Origin of the sequence: Pseudanabaena yagii GIHE-NHR1 (assembly GCF_012863495.1) — a bacterium.
Lineage (GTDB): Bacteria > Cyanobacteriota > Cyanobacteriia > Pseudanabaenales > Pseudanabaenaceae > Pseudanabaena > Pseudanabaena yagii.
The window spans coordinates 2,103,328-2,128,332 of the sequence record NZ_JAAVJL010000001.1 but is presented as its reverse complement, the minus strand read 5'-3'; the positions used below and the strand labels follow the sequence as shown (position 1 = coordinate 2,128,332).

Sequence of the window (25,005 nt, the reverse complement as noted above, 5' to 3'; positions counted from 1 at the left end):
ACTACAGGATTAAATCCTCATGCGTTCGATATTTGCAATTTTTCTTACTTTATTTTTATTTTTTCATCCCGCAGCGATCGCACCAGTACAGGCGCAACTGAATATTACCGAAGCAGAATCTAATCAACTGGATGACCTTGTTAAAAAAGCTTTTGCTGCCACGGATGCAGGTGAATTTCCCAAGGCTGAATGGTATTGGACGGATTTAATCAAACTCTATCCTAATAATGCCGCAGGTTGGAGCAATCGTGGAAACTCGAAAATGAGCCAAAATCGACCACAGGAAGCGCTCGAAGATTACAACAAATCCGTAGAGCTTGCACCAGATTTTCCCGATCCTTACCTCAATCGTGGGGCAGCTTTAGAAAGTTTGGGCAAATGGGAGGAGGCGATCGCCGATTATGATCGTGTGCTTAAGATCGATCCCCAAGATGCGGCTGCCTACAACAATCGTGGCAATGCTAAGGCTGGTTTAGGTAAATGGCAAGAGGCGATCGCTGATTATCAAAAAGCGATGCAGGTTAATTCGCGATTTAGTACTGCCTTTGGTAATAATGCGATCGCGTTGTACGAGGTCGGCGCTCAAACTGGCGATACCGATACCGCAATCAAGGCAATGAAAACGATCCTCCGCAAATATCCTAATTTCACCGATGTGCGGGCGGCTCTCACTGCGGCTCTCTGGGCTGATAAGAAACAGGGCGAAGCAGAAAGTAATTGGGTATCTGTAGAAAATCTTGATCCACGCTACCGAGATATTAATTGGGTTAAAAATATTCGTCGCTGGCCCCCATCCCTAGTTGATGCCCTCGAAAAATTTCTCACCTTAAAATAAAAAAAGCGGCACTTATGCCGCTTTTTTTATTTAATTAGTTGCAGGATTGGTTGCGGGAATCGAAAACTTAACTTCACGACGTTGTTGATTCTTAAAGTTAGAAACAGCATCATCTAACGATTCACTTTGGCTAGCCCGAAACTGTTCAGGAGATTTACCACCAGCGAGATTAATACTATTCATTAATTGCAATAAGTTGAGATTACTACCGCCAATATTCATTGAACCCTTTTCTTGCTGCTGTGCTTCCCGTAGAGTTTGCTCAGACAATGTGGTAGCGGTGTTGACTTGAGCGATCGCTCCAGCCGAAGCAAATATTGTGGCTGAGACTAAACTTGTCGCAACTACAGAAATGGTCTTACCAATCATCGTTTTAGCTCCTTGATAACATCTACCTACTAGTCTATATCAAATTTTTTGAGTAGCGTAGAACTCAACGGTGAAGTACGCCTAAATCTACGCAGCATGTGCTAAAGGAAAACGAATTTCGATTGATTCAAAGGGTACAGAAACCATCCCGTCTTCAGATCTTTCAATAAGTCCCAGTTCCCATAGACGTGACACATCAGTATGAACGTTTGAGTAGTTACGTTCGGCAGTTTTCGCAAGGGCATACATGCTACTAGAACCAATACGACTAAGTGTATCGAGTAAATCGAGGCGGGCTGGTGTCAACTCGGAAAATAAAGCGCGAGCTGACTCGAAACTCAGATGGTAGTCAGGCGATTGTCCTTGCTGAGAGTTAGCAATTTGCTGTTTAACAGCCCCGAAGATGGAGCCATTACGACTTAATTCAATAATTGCCTTCATAGGTTACTCCATTCGTTCACATCTTGCTCGAAATCGGCTAGAAGTTGTTCAAGTGTAGAGAAATTGTAGTCTTTCTCTTGATCTCCGTAATGGCGGTGGTCTCCTTTTCCACGCTCATTATCGTAACGAACTCGGCATATGCCAGAAGCACCATAGTAAAGTCGGTACTTGTATCTATGCTTAGATGGGAATATAGATTCAGGAACTTCCCAAATCACAACTTCGATTATCGAACCATCGTCGCGGACTTCTTTAGCTCTTGCAATCAAAATAGCTGCCATATATTGCATACTAGCAATATATGCGTGGAATGTCCACGAAACGAAAAATAACAGATGTTTATTGATTTGGGTATAAATTAGATTGAATAATCTAACGAGAAAGACTTGGTGTCCTTGGGTTCAATATAAACTTTTTGCTGCGGTTGTAAATCTAACTCATTAAAACGTTCACGGGTGAGGTGAGCAGTTAATACCTGTCCATCATCTAGCACTAGCTCAGCTTGAACTTCCCAACCAAGGTTAATGATTCTATTAATCCTTGCTGCTACAGAAGTAGTAGTTGCCTCAAGTTCAATCAAAATATCACGAGGACGAATATATAGATCGCCTTTCCCATTTTGTTCGTGAGTTGGCTGGAATTTGCTAACTTGCTCGCTTTTAACTGGCAGTACATTCACTGGACCGATAAAGCTCATCACAAAAGGCGTAGCAGGATTATCATAAACTTCCGCAGGTGTGCCAATCTGCTCAATTTTACCTTGATTCATCACCACGATTTGGTCAGATACTTCCATCGCTTCTTCTTGGTCGTGGGTCACAAATACACTGGTGACATGGACTTCATCATGGAGACGGCGTAGCCATGCACGCAATTCTTTACGGACTTTAGCATCTAGCGCTCCAAACGGCTCATCAAGTAGCAATACGCTAGGTTGTACAGCAAGGGCGCGGGCAAGGGAGACTCTTTGGCGTTGTCCACCCGATAGTTGTGAGGGATAGCGGTTGCCAAGTCCTTTGAGTTGAATGAGTTCGAGTAGCTCCTCTACACGATCGGCTATTTTCGCCTTAGGCATTTTGCGGACTTCTAATCCGAAGCCAATATTTTGGCGAATGGTCATGTGCTTGAACAACGCATAATGCTGAAACACAAAACCAATATTGCGATCGCGGACATCTTGATCGGTTGCGTCTTTACCTGTAAGGAAAATTTTGCCACTATCGGGAGATTCTAAGCCTGCAATTACTCGTAATAATGTGGATTTACCAGAACCAGAGGGACCTAACAGCGCAACTAGAGATCCAGTTTTGACCTCAAGGTTAATATTATCGAGAGCTACATAATCGCCAAATTTTTTATTTACATTTTCTACAACAATACCCACGCTGCTCTTGCCTCAAAAGTATCTGGGAATAATCAACGGTATCGCGCCCAATAAACTACTAATAGCTCGCGATGATACCGTTGATTATATACCATATTATGGATGAGTTGCCACAGCCCTTGCGTCTGCTTAGGATGTTTGTTTTGCTAAGGCTTTCTCATGCTGTCCTCGAAGTTGTCCACAAGCGGCATCGGCTTCTAAGCCTCTAGTACGGCGTACACTTACAGCGATTTTGGCATCTTCTAAAGTTTGCACAAAGGTTTGAATTGCTCTCTCGCTAGGACGTTGGTAATCCGCATCGTTAACGGGGTTGTAGGGAATCAAATTGACATGACTTTGGAACCCGCGAATTAAGTGAGCAAGTTCCTGTGCATTTGCCGCAGAGTCATTCACTCCCGCTAGCAAGGTATATTCAAAACTAATCCTTCGACCAGTGATTTCCACATAGGCACGGCAATCATCCATGAGTGCTTCTAACGGATAGCGATCGGCAGAAGGAATTACTTGAGCACGAATATTTTGATTGGGAGCATGGAGGCTGACTGCGAGAGTAACTTGGAGATGTTCCTTCGCGAATCTAGGAATTTGATTAGGAATACCAACAGTGGAAACAGTGATATTGCGTTGACCGATGCCAATATCTTTATTGATGACATGAATTGCCCCGACGAGATTCTCAAAATTGAGCAATGGCTCGCCCATGCCCATGAAGACAATATTGCTGACACGTTGCTGCATGACTTCTTGGACAGTTAGCACTTGATCGATGATTTCATGCTTTGCTAAGTTACGCCGAAATCCCCCTTTGCCTGTGGCACAAAAATCACAAGCCATCGGACAACCTACTTGAGTGGATACACAAACCGTCAAACGCTTACTGGTGGGAATACCAACGGTTTCCACGATTTCACCATCAGCTAGTTGTAGTAGAAATTTCTCAGTGCCGTCACGACTTTGCTTATGGAGATGAATCTGCGATCGCCCCATCTCAACCGTCGGATGAGTCGCAAATTGCTCACGCCATGCCTTAGGAAAAACTGTAATGTCTTCTAAATTTCTTGCCCCTTTCGTATATATCCATTCATAAAGCTGCTTACCACGGTAGCGAGGCTGTCCTTGTGCTTCGACCCATTCTGTTAGTTCAGAGAGCGATCGCCCCAACAGAGGTAGGGCTTTAGTCGAAGGGTTTGGCAAGGTATTGGCAGTCATGGTGGCGTAGGCAAATGGGCGAATATCTTAAGTTTACTCAAAAATTAGAATGAACGCTTGATCTAAGGCTTTACACCAAAAAATTTATTTCTTGGTAAATTGGAATTGATACAAGTAGGATGTGGTGAAAGAACTTTATGAAACGCCGTCAGCTTTTATTCGCAATAGGTGGGGCATTGATTGGAGTTCCTGTAATTGGGGCTTTGATTTATGATGCGATCGCTAAATCGAAAAACCAAACCACATATGAGCCAGCCGCCGCTCAATCTCCTACATCGGTTGCTTCCAATAACCTTGCTGACGCAAATAATGAAATCAGCCTTGAAACCACGGAGGAGCCATTACTCCGTTTTGCGGCGATCGCGGATAACGGATTTGGTAGCCCCGATCAATTTGCTGTGGCTAAGGCTATGTGGGAAACCTATCAGCAAAAGCCCTATGCCTTTGTCTTGATGGCAGGCGATAATATTTACTCCTATGGTGAAATTAAATTAGCTAAAGCATATTTTGAAGAACCCTATGCACCATTGCTCAAGGAGAATGTGAAATTCTATGCAGTGCTGGGCAACCACGACATTATCAAATCTAATAATGGTCTCGACCAGATTAATTACAAACCTTTTAACATGAGCGATCGCTACTATTCCTTTACTCAAGGTGATGTCAAAGAAGGAACCGTAGAATTTTTTGCCCTTGATACGAATAGTAATGCTGCTTGGGAAGCGCAACTGACATGGCTCGATCAGCAACTAGCTAAAAGTACTGCCCCTTGGAAAATTGTCTATGGACATCATCCCCTCTATTCGTCGGGTAGACATGGCAGTAATCCCGAATTAGCCGCCAAACTCGCACCAATTTTTGCTAAGCATAAAGTGCATTTATATCTCTGCGGACATGATCATGGTTATGAAAGGTTTAATGCGATCAATGGCACTACCTATATCGTCAATGGCGGCGGCGGTGCACCACTATACAAATTTGGGCGATCGCCACAAACTGCTTTTGTGAGTTCGCAGTTTAGCTTCATGACTTTTGATGTCTATCAAGATAAGATCATCACCAAAGCGATCGCTACCGATGGCAAAGTATTTGATCGTTCTATCATCACCAAAACCATCGCCTAAAATCTAGCATTAAGGATGGACGGCGCTTCGCGCCGTCCATCCTTAATGCCATCTTGCCCCTCAATTTAACTAAACCTATTCACTTCTATGAGCTTATACTTATACGCGATTTTGCAAGCTGAAAATCTAGATTTGATTAAACATCTAGATCTTAAGGGTATGAATGCTCAACCTGTCCAGTTTCATGCGATTCCCCCCTTTGCGATCGTTTATAGTGAATCTCAACAGGATCGTTACCTTGCTAGTCGGGCAAATCTCCTCGCCCATGAAACCGTTTTAGAAGTCTTAATGAAAGCGATCGATCCACACAAAGCTGTGCCTTTGCCTTTACAGTTTGGACTAGTGGTGGAAGATTGGGAAGAAGTCCAGAATGATCTATTAATCCCCTACGCAGAGCAACTTAAGGGATTAATCAATAACTTGATTAGTAAGCGCGAAGTCAGTGTCAAACTATTTTGGAATCAAACTGAAGAATTAAATCTTGCTGTTGCTGAGAATGATGGATTACGCCAAAGACGCGAAGCTCTCATTGGTAAGATTTTGAGTATGGATGAGGCGATCGCGATCGGGCAAGAACTAGAAGCTGCGATCGAAAACCGCCAGCAAATCATTGTGGATGCTTTTCTGAATACCCTCAAGCCTCTATCCCATGAATATGTTGAAGGTGAATTGATGACTGAGAATATGATTTATAACGGTTCATTTCTGATTGATTGGGATCGAGAGCCTGAATTTGCATCGGCTGTAGAGAATCTAGACAAACAATTTGAAAATCGCCTCAGAATCCGCTACAACGACTTCACTGCTCCCTATAATTTTGTCAAGGTTGATCGAGATTAAGTATTAAATAGGCAGAAGATGAGCGGCGCTTTGCGCCGCTCATCTTCTGCCGTATAAGTTATTTGAGTAGGATGTTTATGGTTGAAAAAGCAAAAGAACAAAATAATCTATCTCACTCAATTCCAATTGTATTTGTCCATAAAGGGGATAGTTGGTATCTGCCCTATGTGCTGCGACAAGCTTTAGCAGTTAACCACAATTCTGATGTCGCTCTACTCAGTAATGAAACTCATAACTCAGAGATTGATGGCGTAGAAGTATGTCCCATCGATGATTTACAGACTGAGCTAGTTCAAGAGTTTTATCAAAACTATCAACATATTTCTACGAACTCGCAAGATTATGAAATATTTTGCTGGCTGAGATGGTTTTATCTACTTGCCTATATGGAAAGTAAAGGAATTTCGCAAGCATTTTATCTTGACTCCGATGTACTAATTTTTACCTCGCCAGAACGGATACTCAGCCTGCATCCTGAAATTGCCGATAACTGCGCTTTTTTAATTCCACAGCAGTCCCATGATTCATATTATTGGTGTGCAGGTGGTCATATCTCCTATTGGACACAGGAAACATTACGCAAATTTTGCCAATTTACAATTGATACTTTTCATAAACAAGATTTACTGAATATGTATTATCAAAAGTGGAATTGGCACATTCACCATAAAGTTGCTGGGGGCATCTGTGATATGACAACTTTATATCTGTTTAGCCGCGAATATAGTCATCGTGTCATCAATCTATTAGTCAGTAACCGCGAAGGGAATTTTGATATGAATTTTAATTCACGGTCTAATTTTTTAGAGGATGAATATGAAATGCAACATAACCACAAAAAGGTGATCTTACAAAATAATCAATTATTAGGAATCTCTAAGGATAAAGCTCCTATACCTTTTCATAATATTCATTTTCAAGGATGGACAAAGCAATTTATCCCTAACTATTATCAAGGGCAATCCTTTAAAGAGAAAATAAAACATTACTTAGATAGAATATTTTATAAATTACAAATTCCTGTAAAAACTAAACTCAAACCTGCTTTCGTAAGAATGCAATTATTCCTCAAAAATCTGTTCAAATAACTGAATATAGCATTTCCCATTCTAGGGGGCACTTCCCCCCGAAAGAGGGAAAACAAATCTCTGTAACTCGCTTAATTGAAAAGTGCTATAGCAATCCTAAATGTTTTGTGGAGGCGGCGCAACCCGAAGGGGTGATCCTCCACAAACCCAAAAATCTACAAATGATTTAGGACTGCTATATATGCGTTCTTGTTATTTTTAGAGATGAATCATTAATTTTGCAATTGAAAGGGATTATATTTCCCGCCCAATCCCTCGACAATTGTTTTTGTATTAGCAATCAGCATCCTAGTATAGGTTTCTGCTTCACTACCCTTTGCACCTAGTCCGTCAGCATAAATTTCGCGATCGCTAACCTTGACATTTGCTTCCCTCGCAACAGCATTAATCAACTTGGGATTGATTGATACTTCGGCAAAAATCGTGGGAACCTGACTGGTTTTAATTACATCAACAAGTTCTTTAACTCTGGTTGGTGTAGGTTGCTCCTCAGTACTAATACCATTCAAAGCGCCTTCAATGGGAATTCCATAAGCTTTTGCATAATAACCGAGGGCATCGTGAGTAGTGACTAGTTTGCGTGAACTTTCAGGAATTGTCACAATTTGTGCCTTAATCCAAGTATCAATTTGTCCTAATTCATTAACTAGTTTAGTGGTGTTTTTATTGTAGGTATCTGCTTGATCAGGACGGAGAGTGATTAAATTTTTGTTGATTGCTTGAGCAATTTTAATTCCATTTTGAGCATTGTTCCACACATGGGGGTCAGCTTCCTTTGCAGATTTAGCAGATTTTTGATCTTCCTTATGATCATGGTCATGTCCTTCAGTGGACATTAGAGGCGTTGGTATAGCAATCTCATTCACCGCAATTTTGGGTGCAGTATTGGAACTTGCTTGAATCAGTTTGATTAGGTTTGGCTCAAAGCCATAACCACCATAAAGAACTAACTTCGCAGAGTCGATCGCTTTACGGTCTTCAGGTTTTGGTTGATAAAGGTGTGGGTCAGTACCAGCTTCAATGAGACATTTGAGATTTATCGTCTCCCCCGCGATTTGCTTAGCTATGTCGCAGATCACGGAATTAGTCGCTACAACTAGGGGCAAACTTTCATTTTTTGCAGTGGTAGTGGTGGTACTAGGACTGCTGACAGTTGGACTTGTATTGATGGTGCAAGCATTGATGCTGGTAGCGATCGCTATTAATAAAGGTGCGATCGCCTTAAGCCTTAATCCAGTTTTACTTGATCTTGAGGCTAATTTTAAGGGCGCTTTGGCAAACATGGGCGTACCATAAAAATGATAATCATTATCATAATACTTTTGCAGCAATTAAAGTGTGCTGCCGCGATAAATTAACGCGAGTTCAGGATAATTTGAAACGGTCTTTGATAGAGGGGGGTGCTACGCACCCCCCTCTATCAAAGTAAAAGCCTTGCTATGCAAGGCTTTTACTTTTGGTCTTTTAAAATTTGCTAGCTTAAACCAAACTGATGTTAGCTACCTATAAGGTGCTTATATATTCAGCGATCGCTTCTGGATAAATGATATGTTCCTGAACTTGGATACGTTTTTGTAAATCTGCGAGAGAGTCTTCAGGTAGTACAGGAACTGCCGCTTGTTTGATGATTTTGCCACTATCGACTTCGAGGCTTAGCAAATGCACCGTACAGCCCGTTATTTTCACCCCATAGTTAAAAGCTTGCTCGATCGAATGAATACCTTTGAAACTCGGTAACAAACTGGGATGAATATTGAGAATTCGTTCGGGAAAGGCATCGATTAAAATTTGGGTGACGATTCGCATCCAGCCTGCCATGATTACTAGCTCGACATGGTACTGCTTGAGAATATCGATGATCGCCAGATCGAGAGCTTTGCGAGATTTGTAATCGCGATGATTGACTAGAATCGCAGGAATACCAAACTTTTCTGCACGTTGACGCGCAAAAGCATCAGGTTCGTTATAGATCACGACAGCAATTTTAGCTTGCAGCTTTCCATCATGGATGGCTTGCGCGATCGCTTCCAAATTACTGCCACTTCCTGAAGCTAATACGGCTAACACCTTTACGCTCACAAATCTTCGATGCCTCTAAAACAAATCCACACAAAAAACGCAGACACAAGTTTATACCAATTCATGAAAGTGTGGTCACACTTTCATGAATTAAAAACCAAACCTATAGCAGTCCTAAATCATTTGTAGGTTTTGGGGTTTGTGGAAGCGCACCCCTTCGGGGTGCGCTTCCACAAACCATTTAGGATTGCTATTCGCTTTGGTACTATATAGGAGCAGTGCTTCGTTGTGAGCCGCCACTATAACGCTTTGATCTTGCCATGACTACCCTATCGGAAATGCCAATTTCTACACAGAAATTAGGCGATCGCCATCCTACCTATCCCATCAGCATTGCGCCCATGATGGATCGCACCGATCGCCATTATCGATATTTCATGCGCCAGATTACGCGACGAACTTTGCTCTATACGGAAATGGTGACGAGTGCCGCAATTAAGCATGGCGATAAGGACTATCTCTTAGGCTTCTCGCCTGCGGAAAATCCCCTTGCATTGCAGGTGGGCGGCGACAATCCTCAAGACCTCGCTGAATGTGCGCGGATTGCCGCAGCGATGGGCTATGACGAAATTAATTTGAATGTGGGATGCCCAAGCGATCGCGTCCAAAGTGGACATTTTGGCGCTTGCTTAATGAAAAATCCCAACTTAGTCGCGAAATGTATTGAGGCAATGGTTGCGGCGACGCAGATTCCTGTATCGGTCAAACATCGGATTGGGGTTGATGATTTAGATAGCTATGAGGATATGCAAAATTTTGTACGCATTCTCTCAGAAGCTGGTTGTCAGCGTTTCTCAGTTCATGCGCGAAAGGCATGGTTACAGGGGCTTAGCCCCAAGGATAATCGAGAAATTCCACCTTTGCGTTATGCCGATGTGCATCGATTAAAGCAAGAATTTCCACATTTATTTATTGAAATTAATGGTGGATTTACGACCCTAGATCAAGCCCATGAGCAGTTGCAGTACGTTGATGCGGTGATGATTGGTCGCGCTGCCTATGACAATCCTTATCTCTTTGCAACTAGCGATCGCGAGTTCTTTGATGATGAGTCACCGATTCGTAATCGATTGGAAGTTGCTGAGGCAATGATTCCCTATATCGATGCATGGACTGGTAGGGGATTGAAGTTAAATAAAATCACGCGCCATATGTTGCAACTGTTTCATGGTCAAGCTGGTAGCCGCTTTTGGAAACGCATTCTCACCGATAAATCCTGCATTGTTGGAGCAGGTTCGGAGGTAATCCGCGAGGCAATTAGAGCAGTTACGGATTTAGATTCATCCTCCCGCTACGCGGGAGGATGAATCTATGCTTAAAATCCATTGCCAATCAGAATAAAGGCTGACCAATAATAGGGATGTTTGAATTCAGATTTGGGATTGCGAATCAAAGATAGTTGCGCTTGACGCAAGCTCTCCACTTTAGAAAACTGCTCCTTTTGTAATTCCCCATAAAAAATATCCATCAGGGCTTGAGTACCGCCATCGGAGACAGTCCACAATGATGCGATCGCGGCTTTTGCCCCCGTTCTTTGCATTTGATACCCAAAGCCCAAAATCTCTTCGCCGCCGCCCACTACGCCGCCTAGAGCCGTTTGGCAAGCGCTTAATACCACTAAATCCACCGCAGGCATTTTCAGATTTTGGATTTCGCGGAGACTGAGGCGATCGCCATTGCCGAGGAGAATAAAGGATTCTTCGGGTTTGCCACTGACAAATGCTGCATGGGTAGCGAGATGGATAATGTTGTAATTGCGTTTGGGTTCGATGATTTCATTGCGTTGAAACGATGAGTTAAATAACTTGGTCGTATTAGGAATAATTGCGCCTAAATTTTCAACTTCCTTACCCGCAAAGGGTAAGCCTGTGAATGCAAATTTTTGTTCGCCGACATTAAACTCATACTTGCCTTGACTAAAGGCAGCCGCAATTACATTGGGCTTGAAGGCAGTTTGCGAACCGAGGCGGAATAAATTAATTGCCGTGATGTGATTAATAGCATAATTCTCAATCAACCATTGCTTGCCATCGTAGAGAGCGGCTAGAGGAATATAGCGCAACTGTCCATCGGGGGCATAGATAATGGTTTGGATTTGATGTTTTTGCAGATCTGCGGCAATCGGCTTAATCATCCATTCATAAAGTTTCTTGCCTGAATCTTGAACGTCAAAGGAATTGGCATCTTGGAGGTCATTGCGAAAAGTAGCGATCGCACTTTGCAAATCAGTTTGACTAATTTTGATTGTGCGATGGATGGGGGGAGTATCGGGAATAAATAGAACGAGTTCGAGGCGATCACCTAAAATCAAGGGATAAAATAAGGCTGTCCTTTGGGGAAACTGGGCGGTTTGGATGAGGCTTTTTAAACGCTCTTGGAGACTGAGATAAGCCTTAAGTTTGAGGTTGTCTGCGATCGCATTTTGTTGCAGATTTTTCTCGATGGTCTGCACATTATTGCTATCAAATAAACTGACCAATTTTTGATTAGCCTCTAGTTGGATTTTGCTGATTTCCGCAATTCTTGCTTGTTGGGTGTCATTGGGATTGGGCAGCTTACGCAGTGAGTCCAATTCATTATTAAAACTATTGGCTTGGGATTCAACTTCAGAAATTAGTTTAGATAGAGTCTGTTCCTGTGGCAATAGTTCGATTCCCTGAGCGGTGATGTCATTGCCCTTAACATCTTGGAGATAGTCTTGCAATTCTTGGACTTTAAGCAGATCTAGTACCTGTAAGGCTTCCATGACTCGACCTTGTTCTAACAGCATACTTGCTAGACCTCGATAGATGTCAGACACGGACTGTTTAAATGCGTTCTGATCTTCACGGGAGAGACTCCGAATATCTTTACGAATTGACTCACGGACATTTACCGACAGCTTATAGAAATAAATGGCAAATTCCATGCGTCCCTGCTCTGCCATTAAACCACCCATATTCCCAAGGGCAATACTTTCACCACGCCGATTTCCTGTTTGGCGATCCAATTGTAAGGATTGCTGATAGGTGGCGAAGGCTTGGTTGGGCTTGCCTTGGTATTTGGAAACTAGACCAATATTATTGAGAATTGTGGCTTCAGTGACGCGATCGCCGACTTTTCTGACCACTACTAGAGCTTTTTGGAGGAAATCCATCGCTTCGGCATACTTTTTTTGATCGATAGCGATCGAAGCAAGGTTATTGAGGGTGACAGACTGGGAGCCGAGATCGCCTGTATCTAAGGCTAATTGAAAAGCTTGGAAGTATGATTCTAAGGCTTTGTCAATTTCCTTGAGGCGGCGATAGGCGAGACCGATATTACTGAGAATTGATGATTGAGCGCGTAGATCTTTTCTTTGCTTGGCGATCGCCAATGACCGACGTAAAAAATCTAGTGCTTTGTTGGGTTGAGCTAAGTTGTTATAGAGTAGTCCAATACTATTGAGAGTCCTGCCTTCATTGGAACGATCGCCAATTTCTTGATTAATTGCTAAGGCTTGTTGATAGAACTGGAGCGCCTTGGCATAGTCGCTGAGCTTTCGATAGACTGCCCCGACATTGCGGAGAGTATTCCCTTCCTCCTTACGATTTCCTTGTTCTCGCCAAATATTTAGAGCCTGTTCATAAAAGGCTAAAGCCTCCTTCGGTTGCCCAAGTGTATCGTAGGCATAGCCAAGATTATTCAAAGTTACCCCTTCACCCCAAGGATCGCGAATGGATTTACGCGCAGTTCTTGCCTGTTCATAAAAGGCGATCGCACTGCGAAAGTCTCCAAGTTTTTCGTAGGTTTTGCCAATATTATTGAGTATTCTTCCTAATTGTTTGAGATCCCCCAGTTGCTTAAAAGGTGTTAGGCTTTGCTGGCGATAGTTCAGGGATTCGGAATATTTCTCTAAATCACTATAAATATCACCAACTGTTTTCAGTGTAAGTGCTTCCCAATAGGTTCGCCCCATAGCTTTAAATACAGGTAACGCTTCGAGAAATTTAGCGATCGCCTGTTGTTTCTTCTCATTATCCCCATCACTAATTTTTGTCGCTTCCATAAAAGCAACTTCCGCCACAATATATTTACGATCCGCATCGGTGGCAGTGCGTAAGTCCTCAATCGTAAAGCTAAATTTCCCCGATGATTTCGGATCTAAAGTCTTGATAACTAGTTTATATTCCCCTGAAACCTTCGCGATCGCGGAGATCACCTCTGTACCTTCATCTTCATTAGGACTATCGGAAGTAGCGATGTCTTTCCCATCTGGGCTGAGTAGCGTCACTACTAGATCAATTCCCTGCTGTTGTACCAGAATCCTCACAAACTGCCCAGACTGCAAAGTGATCGGAAAACTACGGGACTCCCCATTTTGAATTGTTTGAGTTGTTGCTGTTTGGGCGATCGTTGGTGATGCCGCAATCATTACCGACGGCAAAAGGCAAGTAGTCGTAATCATGGAGACTGCAAGAAAGTTGTGTAAGTAATTTCTCTTGCTGTTAAGGGACTTGGCTCTAGATTGCTGACTCATGGCAACTGCTACCCTGTAATGATGACAATGTTTTCATTATCGCGTATCGAAGATACTTTCATTTTTATAACGCCAGTTCGGGTTAAGTTGGCAAATTTAAAAAAAACAAAAGTAAAAGCCTTGCTAAGCAAGGCTTTTACTTTTGTTTTTTGAGAGAGGGGTTGCGTAGCAACCCCTCTCTCAAAAAACGTTTCAAATTATCCCGAAATAAAACCCCAATAAGTAAAGGCGTTACTTCGTAACGCCTTTACTTATTGGGGTTTTGCTATATAGCGCTTTTAAAAACATAGAGATATTTCCACGCCTTCGAGAGCATCTCTATGTTTTAGAAACGATCAACTAATTTATACTTAGCATCATGATTCGGGTTTGCGCCTTCTCCACAGGTGCGCGGAGTTGGCAAAATTTTGGTGGGATTAGCAATCCCTTGTGGGTCAAATGCCTCACGCACCCATTGCATCGTTTCTAAGTCTGACTCGCTAAACATCTCTGGCATATAGCATTTCTTATCCGCACCGATGCCATGTTCGCCCGAAATGCTGCCACCTACGCGCACACAGAGTTTGAGGATCTCACCGCCTAGTTTTTCTACGGTTTCTAAAGCACCAGCTTCGGCATTGTTATACAAAATTAATGGGTGGAGGTTCCCATCTCCTGCATGGAAGACATTGGCAACGTAATAGCCATATTCTTCACTCAGTCTGGCAATCTCTTGTAACACATAGGTCAACTTGGTGCGAGGAATCACACCATCCTGCACATAGTAGTCAGGACTGAGACGACCCATCGCCGCAAAGGCTGCCTTTCTACCCTTCCAAAGTCTGAGCCTTTGTTCAGGATCGCTAGCCGTAGTCACATTTCTAGCTCCATTTTGATAACAAATGGCTTCGACTCGTTTTGCATTTTCAGCAACTTCACTCTCTAAGCCATCAATCTCAATTAAGAGAATGGATGCTGCATCACGGGGATAGCAATTGGTGGCAACCGTATCCTCTACGGCATTGATACTCATGTTGTCCATGATTTCCATGCCCCCCGGAATGATGCCAGCACTGATCACGTCAGACACAGTTGAGCCTGCGGCTTCTACAGTGGTGAAGTCTGCTAAGAGAACTTGGATGGATTCCGCCGATTTGAGAATCTTTAGAGTAACTTCGGTGGTAATGCCAAGGGTTCCTTCAGAACCAACGAAAAGCCCTGTGAGATCATAGCCCGGACTTTCGGGAATTTTGCTGCCGATATCTTTAATTGAGCCATCGGGTAATACTATTTTTGCCCCCAGCACATGATTGGTGGTCACCCCATATTTCAAGCAATGTACGCCCCCTGAGTTTTCGGCGACATTACCACCGATAGAGCAGATGATTTGGCTAGAAGGATCGGGCGCATAGTAGAATCCTGCACCACTGACAGCTTGCGTCACCCAGTTATTGATTACCCCCGGTTGCACGACGACGCGCTGATTTTCGAGATCGACCTCTAAGATCTTCCGCATCCGTGAGGTAATAATCAGTACTGATTCAGGTAAGGGTAACGCGCCCCCTGATAGCCCTGTACCCGAACCCCGCGCCACAAAGGGAAGCTTGTAGCGATCGCATATTTTTACAACTGCTGCTACTTCCTCGGTAGTATTCGGCAAAACAGCGATCGCAGGTTGTTGTTTGTAGCTGGTCAGTCCGTCACATTCATAGGCGAGTAACTCCTCGCGAGTACGGACAACATAGCGATCGCCTACAATCTCAATAAAGGCGTTAGCGATCGCTTGCCAATCAATAGGTTGTGATGATGCGGTTTGAGGAATAGTAGCGATCGCGGTCATGCTTTTCTATCAAAACGAGGACTATGCCCATCTTATCGCAATCTGGTTTAGCCAGTTAGTTAGGCTTTGTAAGCGAAAACCTTGGCAAATAATCATTCGATAGCCATCTGCGACATAGATTTAGAGTATTTTGCCATTCCTCTACGGACAAGCTTTCTTGTGATGAATGCTCGTGACGGTATCCAATACTGAGATTAACTCCAGTAATGTCTCGGCATAATGTCACAATATCCGTAAAAGAAAAACGATCTGGCTCTGTATATCCCGTTACCCGAAGTAAATAGTTACGAAATGCATCTGTGCCAACAGAGTAGCACTTAAAATCTTTGCCATGACGACGATCCAACTGAACCATAAACTGATGTTCTCTATTTATTTCTTGAGCAATGTCAGCATTTGTTGGATCGTCCATTAGCCAATTACTTCCTATCCCTCCTACTTCCTCGCCATCTGTGATAAGTAATGAGTGCCCTAAATCTTTAAGTAACCACAGCATGGCACATCCAGCCCGATCATCTGCACCAATTCCACAGATGGTACTGGAAGATCTAAATATTCCATTGCTAAAAACTAATTCATGTCTAGTATCCTCATCCCTGCCTGTCAAGCTATCCCAGACCGTATCGGCATGAGCCACCAATACAACTTTATTTTGGCGTTTCCCTCTAATATAAAGGAATCGTTTAGGTCGTTCTCCACGAAAAATAATCTCTCTATTTGGTAGATTCGAGAAATACTGAAAGATAGGATCTGAGTTTCCTAATGGAACTGCTAAAAATCGCTTGAGAACATCAATTTCGTTCATGACTTTTGTAATATATAACTATGCTGATTTAAAACATTTAGCTCATGATTTGGCGTTGTTGCATAAAAAGGGGAAGAGAAGGTAAATTAGATAAAAATCAGGAGATGGAGTCCCAGCAAATGACACAGAAACATGAGATCCGCAACTGGACAGAGTATAACGCAGGGCTAAAACAAAGAGGAAGCCTGACTTTTTGGATGAGCGAAGAAGTAATTGAAGGATGGTTAAATCAAACATTAAGTGGCAAACGGGGAGCTTCCAAAGATTACAGTGATATAGCAATAGCGACATTTATCACGGTCAAAGCGGTATATCAGCAAGCAGGAAGACAAACGCAAGGACTGTTAGAGTCAATATTTGCCTTGATGGGAATAGATTTACCAGTACCAGACCACAGCACCGTGTCAAGACGGACAGCAAGTTTAAGTGTGACCTTACCAGTAATCCCGAAACAGGGAGCAGTGCATGTAGTAGTTGATTCGACAGGGATCAAAGTATACGGCGAAGGGGAATGGAAAACACGGCAGCATGGAATTAGTAAGAGACGGACATGGCGCAAATTACACCTAGGAGCCGATGAATCAACAGGAGAAATACTGGCTGCGGTCGTCACCACGAATGATTGCCACGATGGAGAAGTACTCGCCGATATTCTCGATGCGATTGATGCTGAAATTGCTCAAGTTTCCGCAGATGGAGCTTATGACCATCGTCATTGTTATGACGAGATTGCCCAACATGGTGCTAAAGCCGTGATTCCTCCGCGCAAAGATGCCAAAATCTGGCAGCATGGCAATACCAATGCTCCACCACATCCGCGTGACCAAAATCTCCGTTATATCCGTAAACATGGGCGTAAAAAATGGAAACGTGACTCAGGTTATCATCGGCGCTCTTTGGCAGAAACTACGATGTTTCGTTTCAAAAAAATCTTTGGTGCTACTTTATGTTCTCGTAAATTTGACAATCAGGCGGTTGAGTTGTTCATCAAATGTGCTGCTCTTAATCGCATGATTCAACTGGCTAAACCTCTCTCCTCTCCTGTTGTTCGTTAATTTTCTAAGATCCTCCATCTTTTGGCTTCTTTTTATTCATGCAACAAAGCCTCATGATTTTGTAATATAACTAGATCGTTTTAAACTATGCAGTTTTATCGCAGGTCAGAGCACTTTTTTAGTAAAAGTCCCAAGTAGTTAGGCATAAGTAAACCTAAAATTCAAATTACTGTTTCGCACGTACAGCATGAAACAGTAATTTGGGTTGGATTTATAACACATCGTTCTTCCCTCTGGTTCTTATTTGAATTGACTATAGATAGAGCAAAGCACAGGTGTATTTCTCTGCCAAAGAATAAGAAATACACCTGTGCTTCACTTGCTTGAAAAGAGTTATAATCTCGCTCAAGTATTTATTCAGCTACAGATCTAAAAATTTATAAATCTGCATGAATTCTGCATAAATAATTTAGGCAATTTAGGCAAAAGTATGACTAATAATGAGTCCGTTCTTGCTGGACGATATGAGATTATTAGCCCACTAGGTGGTGGTGGTTTTGGTCAGACTTTTTTGGCAAAGGATAATCAACTACCAGATTTCCCTCTTTGTGTGGTGAAGCAACTTAAACCGAAATTTGCTAGCCCACAGGATTTAGAAATTGCGAAACGCCTATTTGACCGAGAAGCCAAGACTCTACATTATTTAGGAAACCACGATCAAATCCCTCGTTTATTTGCTCACCTTGAACAGAATGGTGAGTTCTATTTAGTCCAAGAGCTTGTGGATGGGCACACACTCGATCACGAAATAATAGACGAACAGCCTTGGAGTCAAGATGAAGTTTTGATCTTTCTGCAAGATATTTTGCAAGTTCTTGCATTTGTACATCGATCGCAAGTAATTCATCGCGATATTAAACCTGCTAATTTAATGCGCCGAAACAGCGATCGCAAAATTATTCTGATTGACTTTGGCGCTGTAAAAGCATTAGGTACAAAAACAACACCCCAAGGCAGCGATGCTCAGACAACTAGTCAAACTTTGGTAATTGGCTCCCTCGGATATATGCCCTGTGAACAAATTGCAGGGCATCCTCAATTTAGTAGTGATATCTATGCCGTAGGAATGGTTTGTATCCAAGCATTGACGGGAATTAAGGACTGTCTCAAAATCCCTAAAGATAGAGACACAAATGAACTCGTCTGGCAAAATTTAGTAGATTCCATTAGCCCCAAACTAATTTCTCTATTAGATAAAATGGTGCGCTATGACTATCGTCAGCGTTATGAAGATGGAGCGTCGGCTCTAGATGCCCTATCAAATTTGTTGAGTAATAGCAACAAAACTACGATTTTGCGAAATAGCGATCTCCAGCACCATTTAGAAGAACCAGATGGACAGGTAGCAACTAATTCGATTTTTTATGTTAATCGTCCTCCTGTCGAGCAGGACTGTTATGAGGCAATTGAGAAGAATGGAGCACTAATCCGTATTAAGGCTCCAAGACAGATGGGGAAATCGTCGTTGATGTGTAAAATCTTGCATTATGCCAACCAAAAGGGATGTCAAGCTGTTTCTCTCAACTTTCAAAGTGCAGATAGCTCGGTATTTGCTGATCTCGATAAGTTTTTGCGTTGGTTCTGTGCAAATGTGGGAAGGCAACTCAAGCTAAAAACAAAGATTAGTGATTCTTGGGATGATATTTTTGGCAGTAAAGATAATTGTACAGCTTATTTTGAGGATTTTGTACTACCAAATATTGATGGAGCTTTGGCATTATCTCTCGATGAGGTCGATCTAATCTTTCAATATCGCGTGATCGCTGAGGACTTCTTTGGCTTGCTTAGAGCTTGGCACGAAGCTGCTAAAAGTGATGATCTATGGAAGCGTTTACGCCTAATTGTTGTGCATTCTCAGGAAGTTTATATTCCTCTCAATATCAATCAATCACCATTTAATGTAGGATTGCCGATCGAGTTACGCGAGTTCTCTCAAGCACAGGTGAGCGATCTAGTAGATCGACATCGGTTAGATTGGACAGATGCTCAGATAGAAAAACTAATGGCAATGTTGGGTGGACATCCCTATCTGGTGCGCGTTGCGCTGTATTACATAGCCCGAAACAGTGCCAATCTTGACTATATGTTAAGTACTGCGCCGACGGAAGCAGGAATCTACAGCGATCATCTCCGTCGTCATTTATGGAACCTTGAGCAAAATCCTAAACTAGCAAAAGCAATGAAAAAGGTAGTGAGCAGCAGTGCTCCTGTAAGATTACCTTCTGAGGAAACCTTTAAATTGGATAGTATGGGTTTAACCTTGCGACAAGGTAATGACGTAATTCCAAGATGTAATCTGTATCAGATCTATTTTAGCGATCGTCTAGAAGTGGGTGATCATCTATGACCAGTAGCAACTATACCTATCAAGCAGGAGGATGCCTCCCTGCAAATGCTCCTACCTATGTGCGGCGGCAAGCTGACGAAGACTTGTTTGCGGGGATCAAGGCGGGAGAGTTTTGTTATGTGCTGAATTCTAGACAGATGGGTAAGTCTAGCTTGCGAGTACAGACAATGCAGAGATTGCAGGAGGAGGGTTTTGCCTGTGTGGAGATTGATATGACTTCTATTGGCAGCCAAAATCTCACTGCCGATCAGTGGTATGCCAGTATTGTGCGAAATTTAGTCAGTGGTTTTAAGTTAAGCGATAGGTTTAATTTAAGGACTTGGTGGCGCGATCACGATCTCATTTCATCAGTTCAGAGGTTTAGCGAATTTATCGAAGAAGTTCTATTAGAAAATATTTCTCAAAAGATTGTCATTTTTATCGATGAGATTGATAGTGTTCTCAGTCTTCCTTTTAATGCTGATGATTTCTTTGCCGCAATTCGTGCATTTTACAATAGCCGCGCTGATCGACCTAAGTTTAACCAATTAACTTTTGTTTTGCTTGGAGTCGCTACACCCTCCGATTTAATCCAAAACAAGCATATTAGTACACCTTTTAATATCGGTCGAGCGATCGAGTTAAAAGGTTTTGAAATTGAGGAAGCTCAGCCCCTGACTAATGGCTTAGCAATTAAATCGGCTAATCCTCGTGCAGTAATGAGGCAAATTATCTATTGGACAAAGGGACAGCCCTTTTTGACTCAAAAAATCTGTCGATTAATTCTCACTAGCGATCAATATATTGATCTAGATACAGAAGCTACATATGTCAAAGATCTAGTTAAATGTGCGATTATCAACAATTGGGAATCTCAAGATATTCCTGAACATTTACGTACAATTCGCGATCGCTTATTATGGCGTAGCGATCGTACCAGCCGCCTTTTAGAACTATATCGGAAGGTTTTGACAACCTGTGATGTAGTGGCTGAAGGTAATAATCAAGAGCAAATGGAACTAAGGCTGTCTGGTCTAGTAATTAACTATCAAAATCGCTTGATTTCGCACAATCACATTTATCGAGAAATTTTTAACCTCAATTGGATAGATCGAGCCTTAGCATCTCTTTGTCCCTATTCCGAAAAAATGTCTGCTTGGCTTGCATCTAGCAAGCTTGATAACTCTTATCTGCTTTATGGAGAAGATTTGCAATTAGCTCTAGAGTGGACAAAAGACAAAGCCTTAAGTGGTAATGACTTTCAGTTCCTTACTGCCAGCCAAAATCATGATAAAATCTCGCTTCGCAGGGAATTAGAGACTACTATAGAAAAATTTAAAAAATTTGAGCAAAAACAGAATGTTAAGAGAAAAGCAACACAGTCGGAAATTCAAGCTTTGGATGCAGAAGCTAATAGGGCTTTAGAATTGTTTGACTCGCATGAGTTAGAATCGTTAATCTTAGCCATGAAAGTGGCTCAAAATCTAAGATCACTAATTGACAAAGAAGCTACTCCTGAGAGTTATCCTACCTTTACCCCTAGCTATGTTTTACACACGATCCTAAGCAACATCAAAGAGCGAAATTGTCTTAAAGCCCACAAGCAGGGAGTTAATGTTGTTAAATTCAGCCCAGATGGTAGTCTAATAGCAACAGGAGGAGGGGATGGAACTATAGTTCTATGGGAGCTTTCGGGGCAAAAAATTGTTAAATGGAATTGCTATAAAACACAGGTCAATGACTTATGTTTTAGTCCTGACGGTAAGAGTATAGCTTCAACAGGCTTTTTGAATGGAGATGTTTATTTATGGAATCTCAATGGGAAGCAAATTGCTTCATTTAGGGGGCATCAAGGGTCAGTTTGGAATGTGACATTTAGTGCAGATGGACAACAAGTTGTCACAGTGGGAGAAGATTCCACAGTAAGATTTTGGGATAGATCTGGTCAACAATTAGAGCAATGGAATACTAGTCATGGCAGAGGCAGAGGTATCAGTTTTAGTGTAGATGGAAGATATGTAGCAACAAATTCTGAGAAGGGATTAGTTTACCTAAAAAGCTTAATTCAGGGTCGAAGATTTGATCGGTGGATAACTCATCAAGACTGGGTTAAAAATATAATATTTAGCCCTGATAGCCAGAAATTGTTAACTATCAATCAGGATCTTAAGTTAAGATTATGGGATTTACATGGTAAGGAACTAGCGAAATTTGAATGTTATCCTCATATGATAACAAGTGCCTGTTTTAGTTCAGACAGTCAACAAATTGTTGTGGGTGACACATCAGGAAAAATTATAATTTGGGATATTTCTGGTCAAATTTTGTTTCATCTAAATGGTCATGAAAAAACAGTTAGGAGTTTGTCTTTTAGTCCTAATAGACGATTACTAGTTTCTGGAGGCTCAGATAATACACTTCGCTTTTGGGATTTAGCAGATGAAGATTTAGCATTTAAAAGTGCAAGTTACGAGCATGATCTTGATGAATATTTGCCTCACCCAGATGAGACAGATTTATTTGCCGATCAAAACTTAGATTTTCTTCTAGCAAAAGGATACGAATGGCTAGATGACTATCTTGATATTAATCCAGAACAGTTACAACGATCAGATATTAACGTTAATCAAATTACTTCCTCCTCAAATATAGACCAAACCTTAGTAGCAACTTGCCCTTATTCTGAAAAAATGTCTGCTTGGCTTACATCTGGTAAACTTGATGACTCATATCTGCTTCATGGAGAAGATCTTCTGTTTTCTCTAGAATGGGCAAAAGACAAATCCCTAAGTAGTAATGACTTTCAGTTCCTTACAAATAGTTTAAAAAACAATAAATCTTCTTATATTGAAAATACTGGAACATCTGACATTGATTCAATAGAACAAATTTCTATCGAATCATCAAAATTATTATCTGAATTAGAAATTCAGATAGGAAATGACACAAAAAGGCTGGAGTCAAAAACAAGATTTGTGCACCCTATTAATGTCGAATCAGATGAAAATGATGAAACAATCTCTTTCTTTGAAGATAATGATTTATCAGAGATAAACCGTGAGCGAAATAAAATAAACCTAAATCAAGAAAAACTGGATACAAGTGTTAGTTCTAACATGTGGCTTAGCTTAGGAGTGAGTCTTCAGGAAGAGAGCAGATATGAAGAAGCAATAGTAGCGTATGAGAGAGTAATTGAATCTGATCCTGCAAACTTTAAAGCTTGGTTTAACAAAGGAAAAGCATTTGAGTTTATAGGCAAATATGAAGACGCTTATATGTCTTATGTAAAAGTTACTGAGATCGATCCAGACTTAAAATATTGTTGGTACGAAATTGCTAGAATACTTCGACATTTAAACAAATATGAAGAAGAAATCTCTGTATATGATAAATTACTAGACATAGATCCTAAATTGCCTCACCCTTGGATTGATAGATACAACAAAGTTAATGAAAACCATCCTTCTACAATATGGCTATATCGTAGTGCTGCCTTAAGAAGAATAGGTAGATTTGAAGAATCATGGGTCAATAGAGGTACTGCTTTAAGAATACGTGGTCGCTATGACGAAGCTCTTATTGCATTTAATAAAGCAATAGAAGTTAATCCTCGTTACTATATTGCATGGTATGAGAAAGCAAGTATTTATGCTATTCAGTGCAATTATGACAAAATATTTGAAAACCTTGAAATTGCTATAAATCTCAATACTAAAGAATATTGCGAGTTAATATATTTAGATCCAGCTTTTGGATTTTTATATTCTGATTTAAGATTTCAAGAGTTAATTTCTCAATATATTACAGCTATAAATGTTCAGCATCAAGCTAACAATTATCTGGATATTGGGAAGCATGACTATCATTTTACCAATTTAGATAGATATGAAGGATCTTGCGATCTGGAATTTATTTCAAATAGTGGTATTGACTATACAACACTAAAAGATTTGCTATCATCTAAAAATTGGTTAAGAGCAGATTGCGAAACAAAATTTATTTTGCTCAAATTATCTGGGAATGAGGAAAGGGGATGGTTAAGTGGATCTGATGTTACATCATTGCCTTGTGAGGATTTTCAAATCTTGGATTGGTTATGGTCGTACTATAGTGGAGGTCGTTTTGGCTTTCGCTCACAAACCTTAGTCTGGCATAGTATTGGAGGTAGCTCTAACAGGGCTGATACGAGTATTGAGACTTATTATAAGTTTGGCACTCAGGTTGGATGGTACAAAAATAAAGAGTGGTTATCCTACTCTCAAATGGAATTTTCGTTAAATTCTCCTTTTGCCCATCTTCCATTACTATGGAGAAAAAAGTTTGAAGGCTATGACGGAGACTGGTGTGGAGGAAGTGCTTCTATTGCTTTGAAAATTGCAGAGTGTAAATTACAGACGAAACAAAATCCTGAAGCCACAGTTGCAAAAGTATCTACAAAGTTGTTTTTGTCCGCTGATAATATTGACAACAATGTTGTTATTGGTGAAATCTATATTGAAGATAAACTTGTAAGAATATATCAAGGAGATATAACAAATCTTTCAGTTGATGTTATTGTCAGTTCTGATATTAATAACTTGTCAATGATAGGTGGTGTAGCAAGAAGAATTAGAGATATTGGAGGGGAATCGATTCGAGAGGAAGCAAAAAATGTAGCACCAATATTATCTGGACAGATTGCAGTCACAAATGCAGGTATATTACATGCGAAAAAAATATTTCATACATCAGTTACAACTGTAGATTCCCTTGAGAAAACAATTCTCAACTGTATAACTAGAGTTAAACAGAAGTCATACACAAGTATTGCCTTTCCTCTACTAGCAACTGGTCGAGGATTCCCGATAGACTTAGCATGGCAGATTACCCTACAAAAAGCCGTAGAAGCTATCTCTCAGGAATCTCAATCCCTTAAGGAAATCGTCATAGTAATATATGGCAAGGATTTAGTAGAATCTCTAGATGTAATAAGTGTTTTAGAAAAGATAAACAGGGAAGGATGGAGATCGATCTGCCTTTTTTCGACAAGACTAAAATCTGTGGCAGTAGAAAGCGACGCTCCATCAAAGACTAGTTAAGCAGCGTTATAACAATGAGGCATTGGTCATCTAATCTGGGATAAGTACTGAGACT

General features: G+C 41.3%; 18 protein-coding genes. 8 read left to right on the top strand and 10 right to left on the bottom strand.

The features are described from left to right. Positions 1 to 19 precede the first annotated feature (19 nt). Positions 20 to 835: a tetratricopeptide repeat protein gene (locus HC246_RS09760; protein WP_169363222.1), complete on the top strand. Its 816-nt coding sequence runs from the start codon at positions 20 to 22 to the stop codon at positions 833 to 835. 30 nt (positions 836 to 865) lie between these two features. Here the strand turns inward: HC246_RS09760 and HC246_RS09755 are convergent, their stop codons facing one another. The 5 genes from HC246_RS09755 to rlmN form a co-directional block, all read right to left on the bottom strand. Further along, positions 866 to 1,204 carry a hypothetical protein gene (locus HC246_RS09755; RefSeq protein ID WP_169363221.1) on the bottom strand — a complete coding sequence of 113 codons (339 nt, stop codon included), beginning with the start codon at positions 1,202 to 1,204 and terminating at the stop codon, positions 866 to 868. An 87-nt stretch (positions 1,205 to 1,291) separates the two neighbouring features. Continuing rightward, positions 1,292 to 1,645: an HVO_A0114 family putative DNA-binding protein gene (locus tag HC246_RS09750; RefSeq protein WP_169363220.1), complete on the bottom strand. Its 354-nt coding sequence runs from the start codon at positions 1,643 to 1,645 to the stop codon at positions 1,292 to 1,294. Next, positions 1,642 to 1,926 carry a toxin-antitoxin system TumE family protein gene (locus tag HC246_RS09745; RefSeq protein ID WP_211167667.1) on the bottom strand — a complete coding sequence of 95 codons (285 nt, stop codon included), beginning with the start codon at positions 1,924 to 1,926 and terminating at the stop codon, positions 1,642 to 1,644. The genes HC246_RS09750 and HC246_RS09745 overlap by 4 nt, the downstream gene beginning before the upstream one ends. Before the next feature lie 77 nt (positions 1,927 to 2,003). Next, positions 2,004 to 3,029, bottom strand: a complete 1,026-nt coding sequence (locus HC246_RS09740; RefSeq protein WP_169363218.1) for a sulfate/molybdate ABC transporter ATP-binding protein — start codon at positions 3,027 to 3,029, stop codon at positions 2,004 to 2,006. Between the two features lie 129 nt (positions 3,030 to 3,158). Then, positions 3,159 to 4,238, bottom strand: coding sequence for a 23S rRNA (adenine(2503)-C(2))-methyltransferase RlmN (gene rlmN, locus HC246_RS09735; RefSeq protein ID WP_169363217.1), 1,080 nt, complete (start codon positions 4,236 to 4,238; stop codon positions 3,159 to 3,161). 137 nt (positions 4,239 to 4,375) lie between these two features. Here rlmN and HC246_RS09730 point away from each other — a divergent pair, with 137 nt between their 5' ends. The 3 genes from HC246_RS09730 (at position 4,376) to HC246_RS09720 (ending at position 7,290) form a co-directional block, all read left to right on the top strand. Next, positions 4,376 to 5,362: a metallophosphoesterase gene (locus HC246_RS09730; protein ID WP_169363216.1), complete on the top strand. Its 987-nt coding sequence runs from the start codon at positions 4,376 to 4,378 to the stop codon at positions 5,360 to 5,362. An 87-nt stretch (positions 5,363 to 5,449) separates the two neighbouring features. Beyond that, positions 5,450 to 6,202 (top strand): GvpL/GvpF family gas vesicle protein, encoded by a 753-nt coding sequence (locus HC246_RS09725; RefSeq protein WP_169363215.1) that lies wholly within the window; start codon positions 5,450 to 5,452, stop codon positions 6,200 to 6,202. A 77-nt stretch (positions 6,203 to 6,279) separates the two neighbouring features. Beyond that, positions 6,280 to 7,290: a hypothetical protein gene (locus HC246_RS09720; RefSeq protein ID WP_169363214.1), complete on the top strand. Its 1,011-nt coding sequence runs from the start codon at positions 6,280 to 6,282 to the stop codon at positions 7,288 to 7,290. Positions 7,291 to 7,502: 212 nt separating this feature from the next. On the opposite strand, the gene HC246_RS09715 is transcribed toward HC246_RS09720, so the two are convergent. Together HC246_RS09715 and purN are read right to left on the bottom strand one after the other, a co-directional pair. After that, positions 7,503 to 8,573 (bottom strand): metal ABC transporter solute-binding protein, Zn/Mn family, encoded by a 1,071-nt coding sequence (locus HC246_RS09715; protein ID WP_169363213.1) that lies wholly within the window; start codon positions 8,571 to 8,573, stop codon positions 7,503 to 7,505. A 220-nt stretch (positions 8,574 to 8,793) separates the two neighbouring features. Next, the gene (gene purN, locus HC246_RS09710; RefSeq protein ID WP_318655920.1) at positions 8,794 to 9,357 is read right to left on the bottom strand and encodes a phosphoribosylglycinamide formyltransferase; all 564 of its coding nucleotides are present in this window, start codon (positions 9,355 to 9,357) and stop codon (positions 8,794 to 8,796) included. Between the two features lie 272 nt (positions 9,358 to 9,629). Between purN and dusA the strand changes: the two genes are divergently transcribed. Beyond that, positions 9,630 to 10,676: a tRNA dihydrouridine(20/20a) synthase DusA gene (gene dusA / locus HC246_RS09705; protein ID WP_211167666.1), complete on the top strand. Its 1,047-nt coding sequence runs from the start codon at positions 9,630 to 9,632 to the stop codon at positions 10,674 to 10,676. A gap of 8 nt (positions 10,677 to 10,684) precedes the next feature. Here dusA and HC246_RS09700 read toward each other — a convergent pair whose 3' ends face one another. From HC246_RS09700 to HC246_RS09690, 3 genes are all read right to left on the bottom strand, one after another. Continuing rightward, the gene (locus HC246_RS09700) at positions 10,685 to 13,867 is read right to left on the bottom strand and encodes a CHAT domain-containing protein (protein WP_169363211.1); all 3,183 of its coding nucleotides are present in this window, start codon (positions 13,865 to 13,867) and stop codon (positions 10,685 to 10,687) included. Positions 13,868 to 14,192: 325 nt separating this feature from the next. After that, positions 14,193 to 15,686, bottom strand: a complete 1,494-nt coding sequence (gene glcD, locus HC246_RS09695; RefSeq protein WP_169363210.1) for a glycolate oxidase subunit GlcD — start codon at positions 15,684 to 15,686, stop codon at positions 14,193 to 14,195. A gap of 55 nt (positions 15,687 to 15,741) precedes the next feature. Next, positions 15,742 to 16,323 (bottom strand): hypothetical protein, encoded by a 582-nt coding sequence (locus HC246_RS09690; RefSeq protein WP_169363209.1) that lies wholly within the window; start codon positions 16,321 to 16,323, stop codon positions 15,742 to 15,744. A gap of 287 nt (positions 16,324 to 16,610) precedes the next feature. Between HC246_RS09690 and HC246_RS09685 the strand changes: the two genes are divergently transcribed. The 3 genes from HC246_RS09685 (at position 16,611) to HC246_RS09675 (ending at position 24,950) form a co-directional block, all read left to right on the top strand. Beyond that, positions 16,611 to 17,546, top strand: a complete 936-nt coding sequence (locus HC246_RS09685) for an IS5 family transposase (RefSeq protein ID WP_169364403.1) — start codon at positions 16,611 to 16,613, stop codon at positions 17,544 to 17,546. Positions 17,547 to 17,976: 430 nt separating this feature from the next. Further along, complete coding sequence (locus HC246_RS09680; protein WP_169363208.1) at positions 17,977 to 19,893, top strand: AAA-like domain-containing protein; 1,917 nt, start codon at positions 17,977 to 17,979, stop codon at positions 19,891 to 19,893. Beyond that, positions 19,890 to 24,950, top strand: a complete 5,061-nt coding sequence (locus tag HC246_RS09675; RefSeq protein WP_169363207.1) for an AAA-like domain-containing protein — start codon at positions 19,890 to 19,892, stop codon at positions 24,948 to 24,950. The genes HC246_RS09680 and HC246_RS09675 overlap by 4 nt, the downstream gene beginning before the upstream one ends. Positions 24,951 to 25,005: the final 55 nt, after the last annotated feature.